Source organism: Streptomyces tritici (assembly GCF_048500665.1).
Classification (GTDB): domain Bacteria; phylum Actinomycetota; class Actinomycetes; order Streptomycetales; family Streptomycetaceae; genus Streptomyces; species Streptomyces tritici.
The window spans coordinates 1,027,574-1,044,408 of the sequence record NZ_CP183183.1 but is presented as its reverse complement, the minus strand read 5'-3'; the positions used below and the strand labels follow the sequence as shown (position 1 = coordinate 1,044,408).

Genomic DNA, 16,835 nt, shown 5'->3' with positions numbered 1-16,835 from the left:
AGGACGCTCAGTCAACCGGCAGCGCGGGCCGGACGGCAGAGCGCACAGGCCACGTATGCGGGCCTTCCCATCACACCCCGTGCGAATCAGCCCCTGGGCCTGTCCGGCGGATCATGGCCGAGGCCGCGATCCGCCGGACAGGCCCTAGTCTGTGCGCACCGAGCCACGGGAGAGCGAGCCCATGCAGCCCAACACCCTGCTCGACGCCCTGCTCGACGAGGCGGGCGTCTCGCACGCGGGCCTGGCCGCGCACGTCAACCGGGCCGGGCGGGCCCGGGGTCTGACGCTGCGGTACGAACACACCGCCGTCGCCCGCTGGTTGAAGGGCCAGCGGCCGCGCGGGCAGGTGCCCGACCTGATCTGCGAGGTGCTGGCCGCCCGGCTGCACCGCACCGTCACCCTCGACGACATCGGCCTCGGCGTCCCCGGCGCCGCGGCCCCGCACGGCTCGCCGCTGTCCGGCTTCGTCGAGCGGGCCACCGCCCTGTGGCGCTCCGACGAGCAGCAGCGGCCGCACGTCATCGCGGCGGCGGCCGTCACCGGCACGCCCGCCGTGATGCCGGTCTGGGAGTGGGAGAACCCGCCGGAGGACTCCGACGTCTCCCGCGACGGCCTGACCCGCGTGGGCCCCTCCGACATCGCCCTGCTGCGCGCCGCCCGCGCCCACTACGAGCTGATGTACCGCAAGGCCGGCGGGCTCGCGACCCGCGCCCGGATCGTCGGGTTCCTCAACGCCGAGACCGCGCCCCTGCTGCGCGGCTCGTACCCCGACGCGCTGGGCCGGGAGCTGCACCGGGCGACCGGCGGCCTGGTCGCGATCGCCGGGATCTGCGCGTACGACTCCGACGCGCACGGGCTGGCGCAGCGGTACTTCCACCAGGCGCTGCGGCTCGCGAAGGCCAGCGGCGACCGCGGCCTGGGCGCGTACGTGATCGCGCTGCTCGTCAACCAGTCGCTGTTCATGGGGGAGTACCGGCAGGCGGTGGCCTTCGCGGAGGCGGCGCTGCGCTCGGCCGGCCGGCGGATCACCCCGGCGCTGGCCGGGGACCTGTCGGCGATGCAGGCGAAGGCGTACGCGCATCTCGGCGACGGGGCCGCCGCGTTGGCCTGCATCCGGCGGGCCGAGGCGGAGGCGGAGCGGATCTGCCCGGGGTCCGAGCCGGCGGAGACCGGGTACGTGCAGCCGGGGCACGTCGACGTGCAGATCGCGGAGGCGCTGCTGCAACTGGGCGATCTGCCCTCGGCGCACGCGCACGCCGAGGAGGCCGTGGCGGCGCCCGCGCACGACCGCGCGCGGGTGCACCGGCTCGCGATGCTCTGCCAGATCGAGCTGCGCGAGGGCGAGGCGGACCGGGCGGCCCGGACGGCGGTGGAGATGACCGAGCGGGCCCGGGGGATGGAGTCGCAGCGGCTGCGCGACCGGCTCCGGCTGGTGCGGGAGCACCTGCTGGCGAGCGGCGGCGGGGACGCACGAGCGGCCGCGGAACTCATCGACGGCGCGCTGCGCGTTCCGCTGTGACCGTCGGGCTGCTGCCATATTGCCACCTACCGATCGGAAGGCGGCAGAAACGTGCAGTGGACGAAATTAAGCGAACAGCCTGTCTATGAGAACCGCTGGTTCCGGGTGAACCTGGCGGACGTCGCGCTCCCCGACGGCCGCCGCCTCGACCACTATCTGATCCGGCTCCGCCCCGTCGCCGTCGCGACGGCCGTCAACGAGGCCGACGAGGTCCTCCTGCTCTGGCGCCACCGCTTCATCACCGACAGCTGGGGCTGGGAACTGGCCGCCGGCGTCGTCGAGGACGGCGAGGACATCGAGGCCGCGGCCGCCCGCGAGATGGAGGAGGAGACCGGCTGGCGGCCCGGCCCGCTGCGCCCGCTCCTCACCGTCGAACCCGCCAACGGCCTCACCGACGCCCGGCACCACCTCTACTGGGCGGAGGAGGCCACGTACACGGGCCCGCCCGAGGACGCGTTCGAGTCCTCGCGGCGGGCCTGGATACCGCTCAAGGAGATCCCCGGCATGGTCGCCCGCGGCGAGATCCCGGCCGCCAACATGGCCGCCGGACTGCTGATGCTCCATCATCTGCGCCTGGGCTGACGGGAGGAGAAGCGCCGGACGGCCCGTACCTGTGCGGTGTACGGGCCGTCCGGCCGGCGCGCCCGCGGGCAGCGGAGCCCGGGCGCGGGTCTGGGGTGGGCTTCCTCGGGGCGGGGCTCAGGCGTAGACGTAGAACCCCGAGCCGGTCTTGCGGCCGAGCCGGCCCGCGTCGACCATGCGCTGCAGCAGCGGGGGAGCGGCGTACAGGGGCTCCTTGAACTCGCTGTACATCGAGTCGGCGATCGAGGCGATGGTGTCCAGGCCGATCAGGTCGGACAGCTTCAGCGGGCCCATCGGGTGGGCGCAGCCGAACTCCATGCCGTTGTCGATGTCCTCGCGGCTGGCGATGCCCGACTCGAACATCCGGATCGCGGAGAGCAGGTACGGCACGAGCAGCGCGTTCACCACGAAGCCCGAGCGGTCCTGCGCGCGGATCGCGTGCTTGCCGAGCACCTTCTCGGCGAACACCTGGGCGCGGCTGATGGTGCCCTCGGAGGTGGTGAGGGCCGGGATCAGCTCGACCAGCTTCTGCACCGGGGCCGGGTTGAAGAAGTGGATGCCGATGACGTGGTCCGGGCGGGACGTCGCCACGGCCAGCTTCACCAGCGGGATGGAGGAGGTGTTCGAGGCCAGGATGGCGTCCGGGCGGGTCAGCACCTGGTCGAGCACCTGGAAGATCTCGGTCTTGACCTGCTCGTTCTCGACGACGGCCTCGATGACGAGGTCGCGGTCGGCGAACTCGCCCAGGTCGGTGGTGAAGCTGAGCCGCGCCAGCGCCGCGTCCCGCTCCTCCTCGCTGATCTTGCCGCGTTCGGCGGCCTTCGACAGCGAGGTGGTGAGCCGGGTGCGGCCGATCTCCAGCGCCTCGCCGGTGGTCTCGGCGACCTTCACGTCGAGCCCCGAGCGGGCGCACACCTCCGCGATGCCCGCGCCCATCTGGCCGCAGCCGACCACTCCGACGCGCTCAATGTCGGCCATGGAGTCCGTCACCTCGTGTCTTTCGCTCTGCTTGGCGGCGGACCCCGTGTGATTCCGGTTCTCCGCCTCGACCCCATGACGTTACTCCGCCAGCCTCGTTTGATCGATCGTTCAGGAGGGGCATGCTGGCCGCACAGGTGTGACGTACCCGACATCCGAGGGGCATCGATGCGGCGAATGGGACGAAGGGGTTTCGTGACGGGGGCGGCCGGAACGGCCGCGGCACTGGGGTTCGGCGGCGACACCGCCGCGTACGCCGGTTCCGCCAGGGCTTCCGGGGCCGGGCCGGAGGGAGGTGGGCGGATGAGAAGAAGGCCACAGCGCGCCTCCGAGTTCCGGGGCATGTGGATGGCCACCGTCGCCAACCGCGACTGGCCCTCGCGCAGCGGACTGACGGCCGTGCAGCAGCGCGACGAGCTGCTGACCCACCTCGACACGGCCGTGGCCCGCCGGCTCAACGCGGTGGTGCTCCAGGCCCGGCCGACCGCCGACGCCCTGTGGCCCTCGCCGTACGAGCCGTGGGCCCAGTGCCTCACCGGCGTCCAGGGTCGCGACCCGGGCTGGGACCCGCTGGGCACGGCCGTCGAGGAGGCGCACGCCCGCGGTCTGGAGCTGCACGCCTGGTTCAACCCGTACCGCGTCGCCAACCACACCGACCCGGCGCGGCTGGTCGCCTGGCACCCCGCCCGCCGGCACCCCGACTGGGTCGTGCCGTACGGCGGGAAGCTGTACTACAACCCCGGGCTGCCCGAGGTGCGGGCCTTCGTCCAGGACGCCATGCTCGACGCGGCGGGGCGCTACGCGCTCGACGGCTTCCACTGGGACGACTACTTCTACCCGTACCCGGTGGCCGGCCAGACCTTCGCCGACGACGAGGCGTACGCGCGCTACGGCGGGGATCACCCCGACAAGGCGTCCTGGCGGCGGAGCAACATCGATCTGCTCGTCGCGGAGACCGCGCGGCGGCTGCGGGACGTCGCGCCGGAGGTGCCCTTCGGCATCAGCCCGTTCGGGGTGTGGCGCAACGCGGCCACCGACCCGCTCGGCTCCGACACGCGGGCCGGGGTGCAGACCTACGACGACCTGTACGCGGACACCCGCACCTGGGTCCGCGAGGGCTGGATCGACTACGTCGTCCCGCAGCTGTACTGGCACCTCGGCAACGAGTCGGCGGACTACGCGAAGCTGGTGGCCTGGTGGGACGGGGTCGCCCGGGACGCGGACTGCGCGCTCTACCTCGGCGAGGCGCTCTACAAGGCCGGCGATCCGGCGCAGCCGGCCGCCTGGCAGGACCCCGCGGAACTGTCGAGGCACCTGGACGTGGCGGGGTCGTACCCGTCGGTGCGGGGGCACTGCTTCTTCGCGGCGAGGGAGGTCGCGGCGGACCGGAACGGGGCGATGGCGCGCGTGGTGGAGGACCACTACCCGACCAGGGTCCGCACGCCCGGACGTCGGTGAGAGCGGCCGTGCCCACGCCCGCTCTCGACGCTCACATCTGCTGTTCGTGGTGGCGGACGACGGTGTCGGGGCCCGGGGACACCAGGGCCTCGTGCCCGTCGTCGTCGAACTTCACCCGGAACGGCGGCTCGCCGTTCTGGCCCAGGACCTGAAGGACCTCGGCCGTACGGTCGCCGTGTCCGACGGTGCGGCCGTGCACCACCAGCTTGTCGCCCTTGCTTGCATGCATCGCGATCGACCTCCCGCGCGACCGGCCTGTCTGCTTCGGAGTCTACGTCTGCCATTGTGACCTGCGTCACCCCCGGTGTCCTCCGGGGCCCCGGCGCCCGTCAGGTGTTCGCGCGCTGGGTGACCGCGATGCAGACCAGCACGCCCACCGCGGCGAGCGGCGCGGCCAGGGGCAGGTGCTCGCCGAGCAGGAAGACCGACCAGAACAGGGTGAGCAGCGGCTGGGCCAGCTGGAGCTGGCTGGCCCGCGCGATGCCGATCTCGGCCATGCCGCGGTACCAGACGTACAGCCCGAAGAACGTCGAGCCGGCCGCCACCCAGATCAGGCCGATCACCCCGTGCGCGGTCAGCCGCACCGGCTCGTGGGCCAGGGCCACCGCGGAGGCCACGACCGCGAGCGGCAGGCACAGGATCAGCGCCCAGCCGATGACCTGCCAGCCGGGCATGACGGCCGCGAGCCGGCCGCCCTCGGTGTACCCGGCGGCGCACACGAGCAGCGCCCCGAACAGGTACAGGTCGCCGGACGACAGCACGCCGCCGCTCTGCTGGAGGGTGAACGCGGCGACCACCACGGCCCCGCCGACGGCGGCCGCCCAGAAGGTGCGGGAGGGCCGGCGGCCGGTGCGGATCGCGGCGAAGGCGGCCGTCGTCAGCGGCAGCAGACCGACGACCACGGCGGCGTGCGAGGTGGTGGAGGTCCGCAGCGCCAGCGTGGTCAGCAGCGGGAAGCCGACGACCACGCCCAGGCCGACGACGGCCAGCCCGGCCCAGTGCCGGCGCTCGGGCAGCGGCACGCGCAGGGCGAGCAGGAACGCGCCCGCGATCAGGGCGGCGAGGGTGGAGCGCACGGCGACCAGGGACCACGGGCCGAAGCTCTCCAGGCCCCAGACGGTCGACGGGAAGGTGAGCGAGAAGGCCACCACGCCGAGCGCGGCGAGCAGGGTCCCGCGGGCCCGGGGGGCGACGACCGCTATCGAGTTCGGGGCAGTAGCGCTATTCTGTGCTGTCATGCATGAGCGTAGCAGTGTCGCGGAACTGGCGAACTCCCTGCGGTCCGAACTGGACCGCTACTCACCTGGAGGAAAGCTGCCGTCGAGCCGGGCCCTCGTGGAGCGGTACCGGGTCTCCCCGGTCACCGTCACCCGCGCGCTCGCCCAGCTCGCCGCCGAGGGCCTGGTCGTCACCCGGCCCGGCGCCGGGGCCTTCCGCGCCGAGCCGCGCACCGCCGCGGCCGCGGTCGGCGACACCTCCTGGCAGGAACTCGCGCTCAGCGCCGACACCGCCGCCGACGTCATGCCGCGCGCCGTCGACGCCTCCGGCGTCCTGGTCACCCTCGCCGCCCCGCCGCCCGGGGTCGTCGAGTTCAACGGCGGCTATCTGCACCCCTCCCTCCAGCCCGAGCGCGCCCTCGCCGCCGCCCTCGCCCGGGCCGGCCGCCGCCCCGGGGCCTGGGGCCGGCCCCCCGCCGACGGGCTGCCGGAGCTGCGGGACTGGTTCGCCCGGGAGATCGGCGGCGGCGTCACCGCCGCGGAGGTGCTCGTCACCGCGGGCGGCCAGTCCGCGCTCACCACCGCCCTGCGCGCCCTCGGCACGCCCGGCACGCCCGTGCTCGTCGAGTCGCCCACGTACCCCGGCATGCTCGCCGTCGCCCGCGCCGCCGGGCTGCGGCCGGTGCCCGTGCCGGTCGACGCCGACGGGGTCCGCCCCGATCTGCTCGAAGCGGCCTTCCGGGCCACCGGGGCCCGGGTGTTCGTCTGCCAGCCGCTGTTCCAGAACCCGACCGGCGCGGTGCTGCGCGGCGAGCGCCGCCGCGAGGTGCTGCGGATCGCCCGCGCCGCGGGCGCCTTCGTCGTCGAGGACGACTTCGCGCGCCGGCTGGTCCACGAGGACGCCGGACCGCTGCCCGCGCCGCTCGCCGCCGACGATCCCGACGGCGTGGTGGTCCACGTCTGCTCGCTCACCAAGGTCACCTCGGCCAGCCTCCGCGTCGGCGCCCTCGCCGCCCGGGGGCCCGTCCTGGAACGGCTGCGGGCCATCCAGGTCGTCGACAGCTTCTTCGTCCCCCGCCCCCTCCAGGAGGCCGCCCTCGAACTCGTCGGCGCGCCGGCCTGGGGCCGGCACCTGCGGCAGGTGGCGGGCGAGCTGAAGAACCGCCGGGACACCCTGGCCGCCGCGCTGGCCTCGGTCCTGCCGGAACTGGCCCTTCCCGCCCGCATCCCCTCCGGCGGCTACCACCTCTGGCTCCGGCTGCCCGACACCCTCGACGAGGCCGCCCTGCTCTCCGGCGCCCTCCGCGCCGGCGTCGCCGTCGCCCCCGGCCGCCCGTACTTCAGCGCCGAACCCCCGGGCGGCCACGTCCGGCTGAGCTTCGCCGGAGTGGCGGGCCCGACGGAGATCGCCGAGGGCGTCCGCAGACTCCGCACGGCGGTGGACGAGCTGCTGGGGTGAGGGACGACGGGGTGACGCCCGGCGGCGGGGAGGCCCGCCGCGTACCCGCCCAGTCCGCGAAAAGGACCTGACAGCTTCGTGCCGCCCTGCGAGCCTGCGGGCATGAGCGAAGCGATCAACGGAATCCTCGCCGTGCACGGCGCCTACGAGATCTCCCTCGGCACCGCCCGCCTGGACCGGGCCCGCGTCCACCACTGGCTGTCCACCGACGCGTACTGGGCTCTCGGCCGTACGCGCGCCCACCAGGACCGCGCCGTCGACGGCTCCCTCAACTTCGGCGCGTACCACCGCGAGACCGGCGAGCTCGCCGCGTACGCCCGGGTCGTCACCGACCGCGCCACCTTCGCCTGGCTCTGCGACGTCTACGTCGACCGCCCGGCCCGCGGCACCGGACTCGGCACCGCGCTCGTCACCGCCGTCCGCGACCACCTGGAGCCCTTCGGCCTGCGCCGCATCATGCTCGCCACCCACGACGCGCACGGCGTGTACGCGAAGGTCGGCTTCGAGCCGCTCGAGAACCCGGACATGTGGATGGCCCTCGGCCTGAACTGACACCCGTTCCGTCACCGTCCGAACTCTTGACCGGGCGGGCCCGTGGCCCCACGATCGCGGCCATGGGACTCCGGGTCACGCTGGTCGCCGCGGCGCGCAGCTCCTCCCTGCTCGCGGAGCGGTTCGACGACGACCGCCCGCTGGACGCCGCCGGCTGGTACGAGGTGCAGTGCGCCGCCGAGGCGCTCGTCCCGCTGGGCGCGGCCGAGCTGCGCTACTGCTCCCCGACGCCGCGCAGCCGCGCCACCGGCGAGGCGCTCGGCTACGCCCCGCTCGTGCAGCCCGCGCTGCGGGACTGCGACATGGGCCGCTGGCGCGGGCTCACGCTCGCCGAGGTCGCCGCGCTGGAACCGGCCGCCGTCGACGCCTGGCTCGCCGACCCGCGCACCGCCCCGCACGGCGGCGAACCGCTGCTCGCCTTCATCACCCGGATCGGCGGCTGGCTCGACACCCGGCCCGCCGAGGACGGGGCGATCGTGGCGGTGGCGGAGCCGTCCGTGGTCCGCGCCGCGTTCGTCTACGCGCTGAAGGCCCCGCCCGCGACGTACTGGAACGTGGACGTCCGGCCGCTGTCCACGGTCGCCCTGAGCGGCGGGCCGGGGCGGTGGCGGCTGAGGCTGGAGGCGGCGGCGCAGCCGGCGCCGCTCACCCGCCCGTACACGCCGGGCCTGTGAGCGGCCGGCACGCGCCGGGCCTGTGAGCGGCCGGCACGCGCCGGGCCTGTGAGCGGCCGGCACGCGCCGGGCCCGTGAGCGGGTGGCGCGCCCGGCCTGTGCGCGGGCCGTCCACCCGCGCCCCCGCGAGCCGCCCGCACCCGCCGGGCCCGTGACGGGCGTGCCGACCGGCTAGCCTGGGAGGCACGATGAACCGTTTGACCACGTCATGGGGCGAGTTCGAGCTCACCCGCTTCCCCGAGGACCCGCGCGAGACCCTCCGCGCCTGGGACGCCTCCGACGAGTACCTGCTGCGGCACCTCCACGAGAGCGACCAGGACCTGTCGGGCACGGTGGCGGTGGTCGGCGACCGCTGGGGCGCGCTGACCACCGTGCTCGCCGGCGCCGCCGGCCGGCTCGTGCAGATCACCGACTCGCACCTCGGCCGGGAGGCGACCCGCGCGAACCTGGCCCGCGCGGGGGCCGGGGACGGCGCGGTCGCGCTGCTGACGACCCAGGACGCCCCGCCGGAGCGGATCGACGTCCTGCTCGTCCGCGTGCCGAAGAGCCTGGCGCTCCTGGAGGACCAGCTGCACCGGCTCGCGCCCGCCGTCCACGAGGGCACGGTGATCGTGGGCACCGGCATGGTCAAGGAGATCCACACCTCCACCCTCCGGCTCTTCGAGCGGATCCTCGGCCCCACCCGCACGTCCCTCGCGGTGAAGAAGGCCCGGCTCGTCCACACCACCCCCGACCCCGCGCTGCACCCGGGCGCCAGCCCGTGGCCGTACCGCTACGAGCTCCCCGCCGACGCGCCCGGCGGCGTGGCGGGCCGCAGCGTGACCAACCACGCCGGGGTGTTCTGCGCCGACCGGCTGGACATCGGCACCCGCTTCTTCCTGCGGCACCTGCCGCGGGACCTCGGCCGCGCGCGGGTGGTCGACCTCGGCTGCGGCAACGGCGTCGTCGGCCTGTCCGTCGCCCTGCGCGAACCGGACGCCGACCTGGTCTTCACCGACGAGTCGTACCAGGCCGTCGCCTCCGCGCGGGAGACCTTCGAGGCCAACACCGCACCCGGCCGCAAGGCCGAGTTCCTGGTCGGCGACGGCCTGGCCGACCTGCCGGCCGGCTCGGCGGACCTGGTCCTGAACAACCCGCCCTTCCACAGCCACCAGGCCACCACCGACCGCACCGCCCGCCGCATGTTCGCCGACGCCCGCCGGGTGCTGCGCCCCGGCGGCGAACTGTGGGTGGTCGGCAACCGCCACCTCGGCCACCACGTGACCCTGCGCCGCCTCTTCGGCGGCTGCGAGACCGTCGCCGGCGACCCGAAGTTCGTCGTCCTCCGCGCCGTCAAGCGCCGCTGAAGGGGGCCCGGATCCCGGGCCCCCTTCCCGCGCGCCTCAGGACAGCGACACCAGTTCGCGGTACTCCTCGCTCCACAGGTCCTCGTCCGCGTCCGGCAGCACGAGGACGCGGTCGGGACGGAGGGCGTCGAGCGCGCCCTCGTCGTGCGTGACCATGACGATCGCGCCCGGGTACGTGCCCACCGCCGCGAGCACCTCGTCCCGGGAGGCCGGGTCGAGGTTGTTCGTCGGCTCGTCCAGCAGCAGCACATTGGCCCCGGAGTGGGTGATCCCGGCGAGCGCGAGCCGGGTCTTCTCACCGCCGGACAGCACCCCGCCCGGCTTGTCCGCGTCGTCGCCGCGGAACAGGAACGCGCCGAGCACGCCGCGCACCTCGGCGTCCGTGAGGTGCGGCGCGGCGGCGGCGAGGTTCTCGCGGACGGTGCGCGCCGGGTCGAGGGTGTCGTGCTCCTGCGCGAAGTAGCCCAGCCGCAGCCCGTGCCCCGGCACGACGCGGCCGGCGTCGGGGCGCTCGCGGCCGGCGAGCAGCCGCAGCAGGGTGGTCTTCCCGGCGCCGTTGAAGCCGAGCACGACGAGCCGGCTGCCTCGGTCCACGGCCAGGTCCACCCCGTCGAGGACGGTCCGGCCCGCGTACGCCTTGGTGAGGCTCACCGCGCCGAGCGGCGTACGGCCGCAGGGGGCGGGCTCGGGCAGCCGGATCCGGGCGGTGCGCTCGGTCCGCCGCGCGGGCTCCAGGCCGGCGAGCAGCCGGTCGGCCCGGCGGGCCATGCTGCGGGCGGTGACGGCGGTCGAGGACCGGGCCTTCATCCGGTCGGCCTGCGCGTGCAGGGCCGCGGCCTTGCGCTCGGCGCCGGCCCGTTCGCGGGTGCGCCGGCGCTCGTCGGCGTCCCGCTGGGCGAGGTAGGCGGCCCAGCCGGTGTTGTGGACGTCGATCGCGGCCCGCGTCGGGTCGAGGTGGAAGACCCGGTTGACGGTGTCGGCCAGCAGGCCGACGTCGTGGCTGACGAGGACGAGCCCGCCCTCGTGGGCGTGCAGGAAGCCGCGCAGCCAGCCGATCGCGTCGGCGTCCAGGTGGTTGGTGGGCTCGTCGAGCAGCAGGGTCGCGCCGCCGTGCCCGGCGAACAGGATGCGGGCGAGCTCGACGCGCCGCTTCTGTCCGCCCGACAGCGTGCCGACGGGCCGGTCCATGGCGTCGGCCGGCAGCCCGAGCCCGGCGGCGACCCGCGCGGCCTCGGCCTCGGCCGCGTACCCGCCGAGGGCCTCGAACTCGGCCTCGGCGCGGGCGTACGCGTCCATGGCCCGCCGGTCCCCGGCCGTGCCGAGCCGCTCGGCCGCGGCGTGCAGGCGGCGGACGGCGCGGTCGAGGCCGCGCGCGGACAGGATGCGGTCGGTGACCGACACCGCGGGGTCGGCGGCGCGCGAGTCCTGTGCGAGGTAGCCGATCTCGCCGGTCCGCACGACCTCGCCGGCGGCGGGCCGGCTCCGGCCGGCGAGCAGTTCGAGCAGGGTGGTCTTGCCGGCCCCGTTCCGGCCGACGAGGCCGATCCGGTCGCCGGGGGCGATGTGGAAGGAGAGCTCGGCCAGCAGAAGCCGAGCGCCGACGCGCACGTCGGCACCGCGAACGGTGATCATGGGGCAACGCTCCGAAACAGCAAGAGGACACACGGGTGGCGTGGAAGCGGGTCCTCGAGCTAGGAGATTCGGGGCGTAGACATGCCGGCCATGGTACGAGGGCCCCGGGAGGGGGCGCACATGGTTTTCGCGCGCGGTGTCCGCAAACGCTTTGCCCCGCGGTTCTCACGCGGGGGGACGGGCTCGGGAGGCCCTGCCGGTGAAGGTCCTGCGAGGGCTGTGCGGGCGGTTCGTGGATCTTTAGGATCGCGCCATGTCGAACACGTCTTCCCTTCCCCTCCTGCGCAGCGGCAGGGGCACCTCTCTCCGGTGCGGCGACGACGGGCTGGTTCTCCGCCGCGGGGCCCGCGAGACCGTCATCCCGCTGGCGGCCGTCGCGGAGGTCCGCGCCGACCGGCGCAGCGTCGAGGTGCGCCTGAAGGCGCCGGCCGGCGCCGAGCCCGTCGTGCACCGGGTCGACGGGGTCAGCGAGGCCGCCGCCGCGGTCTTCGCGCCCGCCGTGACCCGCCTGCTGCCGTCGGACGGTGAGACCGCGGACGGGGCCGCACTCGTGACCGTGCGGGACGTCGAGGCGGAGCCGCCCACGTTCCGGGAGGTGTTCCGGCGGAGGCTGAAGCGGTACGTCTGGGGCTCGCTGCTGGCGATCGTCGCGATGTGCGTGGTCGTCTCGTACGCCCAGCATCCCGTCCTCATCGTGCCCGTCGTGATGACCGGCGGCATCGGCTTCTTCTTCGCGGGCGGCGTCCTCGCCCTCGCCCCGGACGCCCTCAGGAAGTGGACCCTGCCGCGGCGCGGGATCACCGTGATCGCGGACTACGCCCACCAGCGCCAGGAGCCGAACCTCTACCTCTGGGGCGACCAGCACGGGAACACGCGCGCGTACTTCGACACCAGCCGGGAGCTGCGGATCGAGATCAGCTACGACCCCGTCGACCCCGGGACGGTGGTCCGCGCCGACGGCAAGGGGCGGGTCCTGGAGTCGTCCCTGCTGCTGGCGGCGGCCCTCGTCGCGCTCCTCATGCTCGCGAGCTTCCTGGCGCTGCCCTTCTACGAGATCTAGAGCCGCGAGCCCGCGGAGGCTTTGCATAAAACTGCTGCACTACGTATAGTCATGCCATCCACAAGGAGGGTTCGATGACGGTACGAGCAGCAGTGGCGGGTGCGAGCGGATACGCGGGCGGGGAACTCCTGCGCCTGCTCCTCGCCCACCCCCACATCGAGATCGGAGCCCTGACCGGCCACTCCAACGCCGGTCAGGCGCTCGGCGGCCTCCAGCCGCACCTGGCGCCGCTCGCCGGCCGGATCCTCGAACCGACCACCGCGGACGTGCTCGCCGGGCACGACGTGGTCTTCCTCGCCCTGCCCCACGGGCAGTCCGCCGCCGTCGCCGAACAGCTCGGCCCGGACGTCCTCGTCGTCGACATGGGCGCCGACTTCCGGCTCCAGAACGCCGCCGACTGGGACCGCTACTACGGTTCGGAGCACGCCGGGACCTGGCCGTACGGCCTCCCCGAACTGCCGGGCGCACGCGCCGCGCTGGAGGGGTCCAAGCGCATCGCGGTGCCCGGCTGCTACCCCACCGCCGTCTCGCTCGCGCTCTTCCCCGCGTACGCGGACGGCCTCGCCGAGCCCGACGCCGTGATCGTCGCCGCCAGCGGCACCTCCGGCGCCGGCAAGGCCCTCAAGCCGCACCTGCTCGGCGCCGAGGTCATGGGCAACATGACCCCCTACGGCGTCGGCGGCGGCCACCGCCACACCCCCGAGATGATCCAGAACCTCAGCGCCGTCGCGGGCGCCCGGGTGGGCGTCTCCTTCACCCCGACCCTGGCCCCGATGCCCCGCGGCATCCTCGCCACCTGCTCCGCGTACGCCAAGACCGGCGTCACCCCCGAGGCGGTCCGCGCCGCGTACGAGAAGGCGTACGCCGACGAGCCGTTCGTCCGCCTGCTCCCCGAGGGGCAGTGGCCCGCGACGGCCGCCGTGTACGGCTCCAACGCCGTCCAGATCCAGGTCGCGTACGACGCCGAGGCGAACCGGATCATCGCGATCAGCGCCATCGACAACCTCACCAAGGGCACCGCCGGTGGCGCGGTGCAGAGCATGAACCTCGCCCTCGGACTCCCCGAGGACACCGGACTTTCCACGATTGGAGTCGCTCCATGAGCGTCACCGCAGCGAAGGGATTCACGGCGGCGGGCATCGCCGCCGGGATCAAGCAGAACGGCAACCCGGACCTGGCCCTCGTGGTCAACACCGGGCCGCGCCGCGCCGCCGCGGGCGTCTTCACCTCCAACCGCGTCAAGGCCGCCCCCGTCCTGTGGTCCCAGCAGGTCCTCGCCGACGGCGAGCTGACCGCCGTCGTCCTCAACTCCGGCGGTGCCAACGCCTGCACCGGCCCGAAGGGCTTCCAGGACACCCACGCCACCGCCGAGAAGGTCGCCGAGGTGCTGGAGATCGGCGCCGGCGAGGTCGCCGTCGCCTCCACCGGCCTCATCGGCGTCCTGCTCCCCATGGACAAGCTGCTGCCCGGCGTCGAGAAGGCCGCGGCCGAACTCTCCGCGCACGGCGGCGAGAAGGCCGCCATCGCCATCAAGACCACCGACACCGTCCACAAGACGGCCGTCGTCACCAAGGACGGCTGGACGGTCGGCGGCATGGCCAAGGGCGCGGGCATGCTCGCCCCCGGCCTCGCCACCATGCTCGTCGTCCTCACCACCGACGCCGACGTCGACGCCAAGGGCCTGGACGACGCCCTGCGCAAGGCCACCCGGGTCACCTTCGACCGGGTCGACTCCGACGGCTGCATGTCCACCAACGACACCGTCCTGCTGCTCGCCTCCGGCGCCGCCGGCGTCACCCCGCCCGAGGACGAGTTCGCCGAGGCCGTCCGGCAGGTCTGCGACGACCTCGGCCGTCAGCTGATCGGCGACGCCGAGGGCGCCAGCAAGGACATCCGGATCGAGGTGACGAACGCGGCCACCGAAGAGGACGCCGTCGAGGTCGGCCGGTCCATCGCCCGCAACAACCTCCTCAAGTGCGCCATCCACGGCGAGGACCCCAACTGGGGCCGGGTGCTCTCCGCCATCGGCACCACGAGCGCCGCCTTCGAGCCGGACCGGCTGAACGTCGCCATCAACGGCGTCTGGGTGTGCAGGAACGGCTCCGTCGGCGAGGACCGCGAGCTGGTCGACATGCGCTACCGGGAGGTCGTCATCACCGCGGACCTCGCCGCCGGCTCCGAGTCCGCGGTCATCTGGACCAACGACCTGACCGCCGACTACGTCCACGAGAACAGCGCGTACTCGTCATGACCAACTCCACCCGGAAGCACAAGGCCCTGCCCAAGGCGCAGATCCTCATCGAGGCGCTGCCCTGGCTGACCCGCCACCACGGCAAGACCATCGTCATCAAGTTCGGCGGCAACGCCATGATCGACGACGAGCTCAAGGCCGCCTTCGCCCAGGACGTCGTGTTCCTGCGGCACGCCGGCCTCAAGCCGGTCGTCGTGCACGGCGGCGGCCCGCAGATCAGCGCCGCCCTCGACCGGCACGGCATCGTCAGCGAGTTCAAGGCCGGCCTGCGCGTGACCACCGAGGACGCCATGGACGTCGTACGGATGGTGCTCGCCGGCCAGGTCCAGCGCGAGCTGGTCGGCCTGCTCAACCAGCACGGCCCGCTCGCCGTCGGGCTCACCGGCGAGGACGCGCACACCATCACCGCCACCAAGCACCGGCCGGTCATCGAGGGAGAGCAGGTCGACATCGGCCGGGTCGGCGAGATCACCGCCCTCGACACCGGCGCCATCCGGGCGCTCCTGGAGGACGGCCGCATCCCGGTCGTCTCCTCCATCGCCCGCTCCGAGGACGACGGACACGTCTACAACGTCAATGCCGACACGGCGGCTGCGGCACTCGCCGCGGCGCTGGGCGCGGAGACGCTGATGGTCCTGACCGACGTCGAGGGCCTGTACGAGGACTGGCCGAACAGCGACGAGGTCATCAGCCGGCTCACCGCGAGCCAGCTGGAGAAGCTGCTGCCCGAGCTCTCCAGCGGCATGGTCCCCAAGATGGAGGGCTGCCTGCACGCCGTACGCAACGGGGTCCGCACGGCCCGCGTGATCGACGGCCGGGTCCAGCACTCGATCCTGCTGGAGATCTTCACCGACGAGGGCATCGGCACCATGGTCGTGCCGGACGGACAGGGGGACACGGAGTCATGAGCAACCAGGACCTGACCCAGCGGTGGCAGGGCGCCCTGATGAACAACTACGGCACCCCCCGCCTCCCGCTGGTGCGCGGCGAGGGCGCCAAGGTCTGGGACGCCGACGGCAGGGAGTACCTCGACTTCGTCGGCGGCATCGCGGTCAACGCCCTCGGCCACGGCCACCCGGCCGTCGTCGAGGCCGTCTCCCGGCAGATCGCCTCCCTCGGCCACGTCTCCAACCTGTTCGTCGCCGAACCGCCCGTCGCGCTGGCCGAGCGGCTGCTGCAGCTCTTCGGCCGCCCCGGCAAGGTGTTCTTCTGCAACTCCGGCGCCGAGGCCAACGAGGCCGCGTTCAAGCTCGGCCGGCTGACCGGCCGGACACACATGGTCGCCACCGGCGGCGGCTTCCACGGCCGCACCATGGGCGCGCTGGCGCTCACCGGCCAGCCCGGCAAGCAGACCCCGTTCCTGCCGCTGCCCGGCGAGGTCACCCACGTCCCGTACGGCGACGTCGAGGCCCTGCGGGCCGCCGTCACCGAGGAGACGGCGTTCGTGATCATCGAGCCGATCCAGGGCGAGTACGGCGTGGTCGTCCCGCCGGCCGGCTATCTGCGGGCGGCCCGCGAGATCACCCGCGCCACCGGCACGCTGCTCGTCCTCGACGAGGTGCAGACCGGCGTCGGCCGCTGCGGCACCTGGTTCGAGCACCAGGCCCACGACGGCGTCGACCCCGACGTGGTCACCCTCGCCAAGGGCCTCGGCGGCGGGCTGCCGCTCGGCGCGACGGTCGCGTTCGGCCCGGCCGCGGAGCTGTTCGAGCCCGGTCACCACGGCACCACCTTCGGCGGCAACCCGGTCTCGTGCGCCGCCGGGCTCGCCGTCGTCGACACCCTCGCCCGGGACGGCGCGCTCGACCAGGTCAAGCGGATCGGCGAGAAGCTGCGCGCCGGAATCGAGGGTCTGGGCCATCCGCTGGTCTCCCACGTCCGTGGTGCCGGCCTGCTGCTGGGTATCGTGCTCACCGGGCCCCTCGCACCCCAGGTGCAGCAGGCGGCCCAGGACGCCGGCCTCCTGGTGAACGCGCCCGCCCCCGATGTCGTACGGATCATGCCGGCGCTGACCATCGGGGACGCGGAGGCGGACGCCTTCCTGGAGGCGTTCGCGGGCGTCCTGGACGCGGTGAACGGGGAAGGACGAAGCGGAGAATGAGACGAC

At 74.1% G+C, this 16,835-nt stretch carries 16 protein-coding genes; 12 read left to right on the top strand and 4 right to left on the bottom strand.

Annotation, left to right across the window (positions count from 1 at the left end; translation table 11 throughout):
• The first annotated feature begins 181 nt into the window (after window positions 1-181).
• On the top strand, window positions 182-1,519 hold the full coding sequence (locus tag ACNJ93_RS04855; protein ID WP_418956074.1) for a transcriptional regulator: 1,338 nt from the start codon (window positions 182-184) through the stop codon (window positions 1,517-1,519).
• Window positions 1,520-1,570: 51 nt separating this feature from the next.
• Window positions 1,571-2,101: an NUDIX domain-containing protein gene (locus ACNJ93_RS04850; RefSeq protein ID WP_418956073.1), complete on the top strand. Its 531-nt coding sequence runs from the start codon at window positions 1,571-1,573 to the stop codon at window positions 2,099-2,101.
• 117 nt (window positions 2,102-2,218) lie between these two features.
• Here ACNJ93_RS04850 and ACNJ93_RS04845 read toward each other — a convergent pair whose 3' ends face one another.
• Window positions 2,219-3,079 (bottom strand): 3-hydroxybutyryl-CoA dehydrogenase, encoded by an 861-nt coding sequence (locus ACNJ93_RS04845; RefSeq protein WP_418956072.1) that lies wholly within the window; start codon window positions 3,077-3,079, stop codon window positions 2,219-2,221.
• Between the two features lie 168 nt (window positions 3,080-3,247).
• On the opposite strand from ACNJ93_RS04845, the gene ACNJ93_RS04840 reads away from it, so the two are divergent.
• A complete protein-coding gene (locus tag ACNJ93_RS04840) occupies window positions 3,248-4,537 on the top strand; it encodes a glycoside hydrolase family 10 protein (RefSeq protein ID WP_418956071.1) in 1,290 nt (429 codons plus the stop codon).
• Window positions 4,538-4,568: 31 nt separating this feature from the next.
• Here the strand turns inward: ACNJ93_RS04840 and ACNJ93_RS04835 are convergent, their stop codons facing one another.
• Both ACNJ93_RS04835 and ACNJ93_RS04830 read right to left on the bottom strand, forming a co-directional pair.
• Window positions 4,569-4,766, bottom strand: a complete 198-nt coding sequence (locus ACNJ93_RS04835; RefSeq protein ID WP_418956070.1) for a DUF1918 domain-containing protein — start codon at window positions 4,764-4,766, stop codon at window positions 4,569-4,571.
• Window positions 4,767-4,866: 100 nt separating this feature from the next.
• Complete coding sequence (locus ACNJ93_RS04830) at window positions 4,867-5,775, bottom strand: DMT family transporter (protein WP_418956069.1); 909 nt, start codon at window positions 5,773-5,775, stop codon at window positions 4,867-4,869.
• Here ACNJ93_RS04830 and ACNJ93_RS04825 point away from each other — a divergent pair.
• The 4 genes from ACNJ93_RS04825 to ACNJ93_RS04810 all read left to right on the top strand — a co-directional run bounded on the left by ACNJ93_RS04825 (window position 5,774) and on the right by ACNJ93_RS04810 (window position 9,785).
• On the top strand, window positions 5,774-7,213 hold the full coding sequence (locus ACNJ93_RS04825) for a PLP-dependent aminotransferase family protein (protein WP_418956068.1): 1,440 nt from the start codon (window positions 5,774-5,776) through the stop codon (window positions 7,211-7,213). The genes ACNJ93_RS04830 and ACNJ93_RS04825 overlap by 2 nt on opposite strands.
• Window positions 7,214-7,315: 102 nt before the next feature.
• The gene (locus tag ACNJ93_RS04820; protein ID WP_418956067.1) at window positions 7,316-7,765 is read left to right on the top strand and encodes a GNAT family N-acetyltransferase; all 450 of its coding nucleotides are present in this window, start codon (window positions 7,316-7,318) and stop codon (window positions 7,763-7,765) included.
• A gap of 62 nt (window positions 7,766-7,827) precedes the next feature.
• Window positions 7,828-8,439 (top strand): histidine phosphatase family protein, encoded by a 612-nt coding sequence (locus tag ACNJ93_RS04815; protein WP_418956066.1) that lies wholly within the window; start codon window positions 7,828-7,830, stop codon window positions 8,437-8,439.
• Between the two features lie 188 nt (window positions 8,440-8,627).
• Window positions 8,628-9,785 carry a methyltransferase gene (locus ACNJ93_RS04810; protein ID WP_418956065.1) on the top strand — a complete coding sequence of 386 codons (1,158 nt, stop codon included), beginning with the start codon at window positions 8,628-8,630 and terminating at the stop codon, window positions 9,783-9,785.
• A gap of 36 nt (window positions 9,786-9,821) precedes the next feature.
• Here the strand turns inward: ACNJ93_RS04810 and ACNJ93_RS04805 are convergent, their stop codons facing one another.
• Window positions 9,822-11,417, bottom strand: coding sequence for an ABC-F family ATP-binding cassette domain-containing protein (locus ACNJ93_RS04805; RefSeq protein ID WP_418956064.1), 1,596 nt, complete (start codon window positions 11,415-11,417; stop codon window positions 9,822-9,824).
• A 253-nt stretch (window positions 11,418-11,670) separates the two neighbouring features.
• On the opposite strand from ACNJ93_RS04805, the gene ACNJ93_RS04800 reads away from it, so the two are divergent.
• From ACNJ93_RS04800 to ACNJ93_RS04780, 5 genes are all read left to right on the top strand, one after another.
• Complete coding sequence (locus tag ACNJ93_RS04800) at window positions 11,671-12,477, top strand: hypothetical protein (RefSeq protein WP_418956063.1); 807 nt, start codon at window positions 11,671-11,673, stop codon at window positions 12,475-12,477.
• Window positions 12,478-12,551: 74 nt separating this feature from the next.
• On the top strand, window positions 12,552-13,580 hold the full coding sequence (gene argC / locus ACNJ93_RS04795) for an N-acetyl-gamma-glutamyl-phosphate reductase (protein ID WP_418956062.1): 1,029 nt from the start codon (window positions 12,552-12,554) through the stop codon (window positions 13,578-13,580).
• A complete protein-coding gene (gene argJ, locus ACNJ93_RS04790) occupies window positions 13,577-14,728 on the top strand; it encodes a bifunctional glutamate N-acetyltransferase/amino-acid acetyltransferase ArgJ (RefSeq protein ID WP_418956061.1) in 1,152 nt (383 codons plus the stop codon). The genes argC and argJ overlap by 4 nt, the downstream gene beginning before the upstream one ends.
• A complete protein-coding gene (gene argB, locus ACNJ93_RS04785; RefSeq protein ID WP_418956060.1) occupies window positions 14,725-15,636 on the top strand; it encodes an acetylglutamate kinase in 912 nt (303 codons plus the stop codon). Before argJ ends, argB begins: the two co-directional genes overlap by 4 nt.
• Window positions 15,633-16,829 (top strand): acetylornithine transaminase, encoded by a 1,197-nt coding sequence (locus ACNJ93_RS04780; protein WP_418956059.1) that lies wholly within the window; start codon window positions 15,633-15,635, stop codon window positions 16,827-16,829. The genes argB and ACNJ93_RS04780 overlap by 4 nt, the downstream gene beginning before the upstream one ends.
• Window positions 16,830-16,835: the final 6 nt, after the last annotated feature.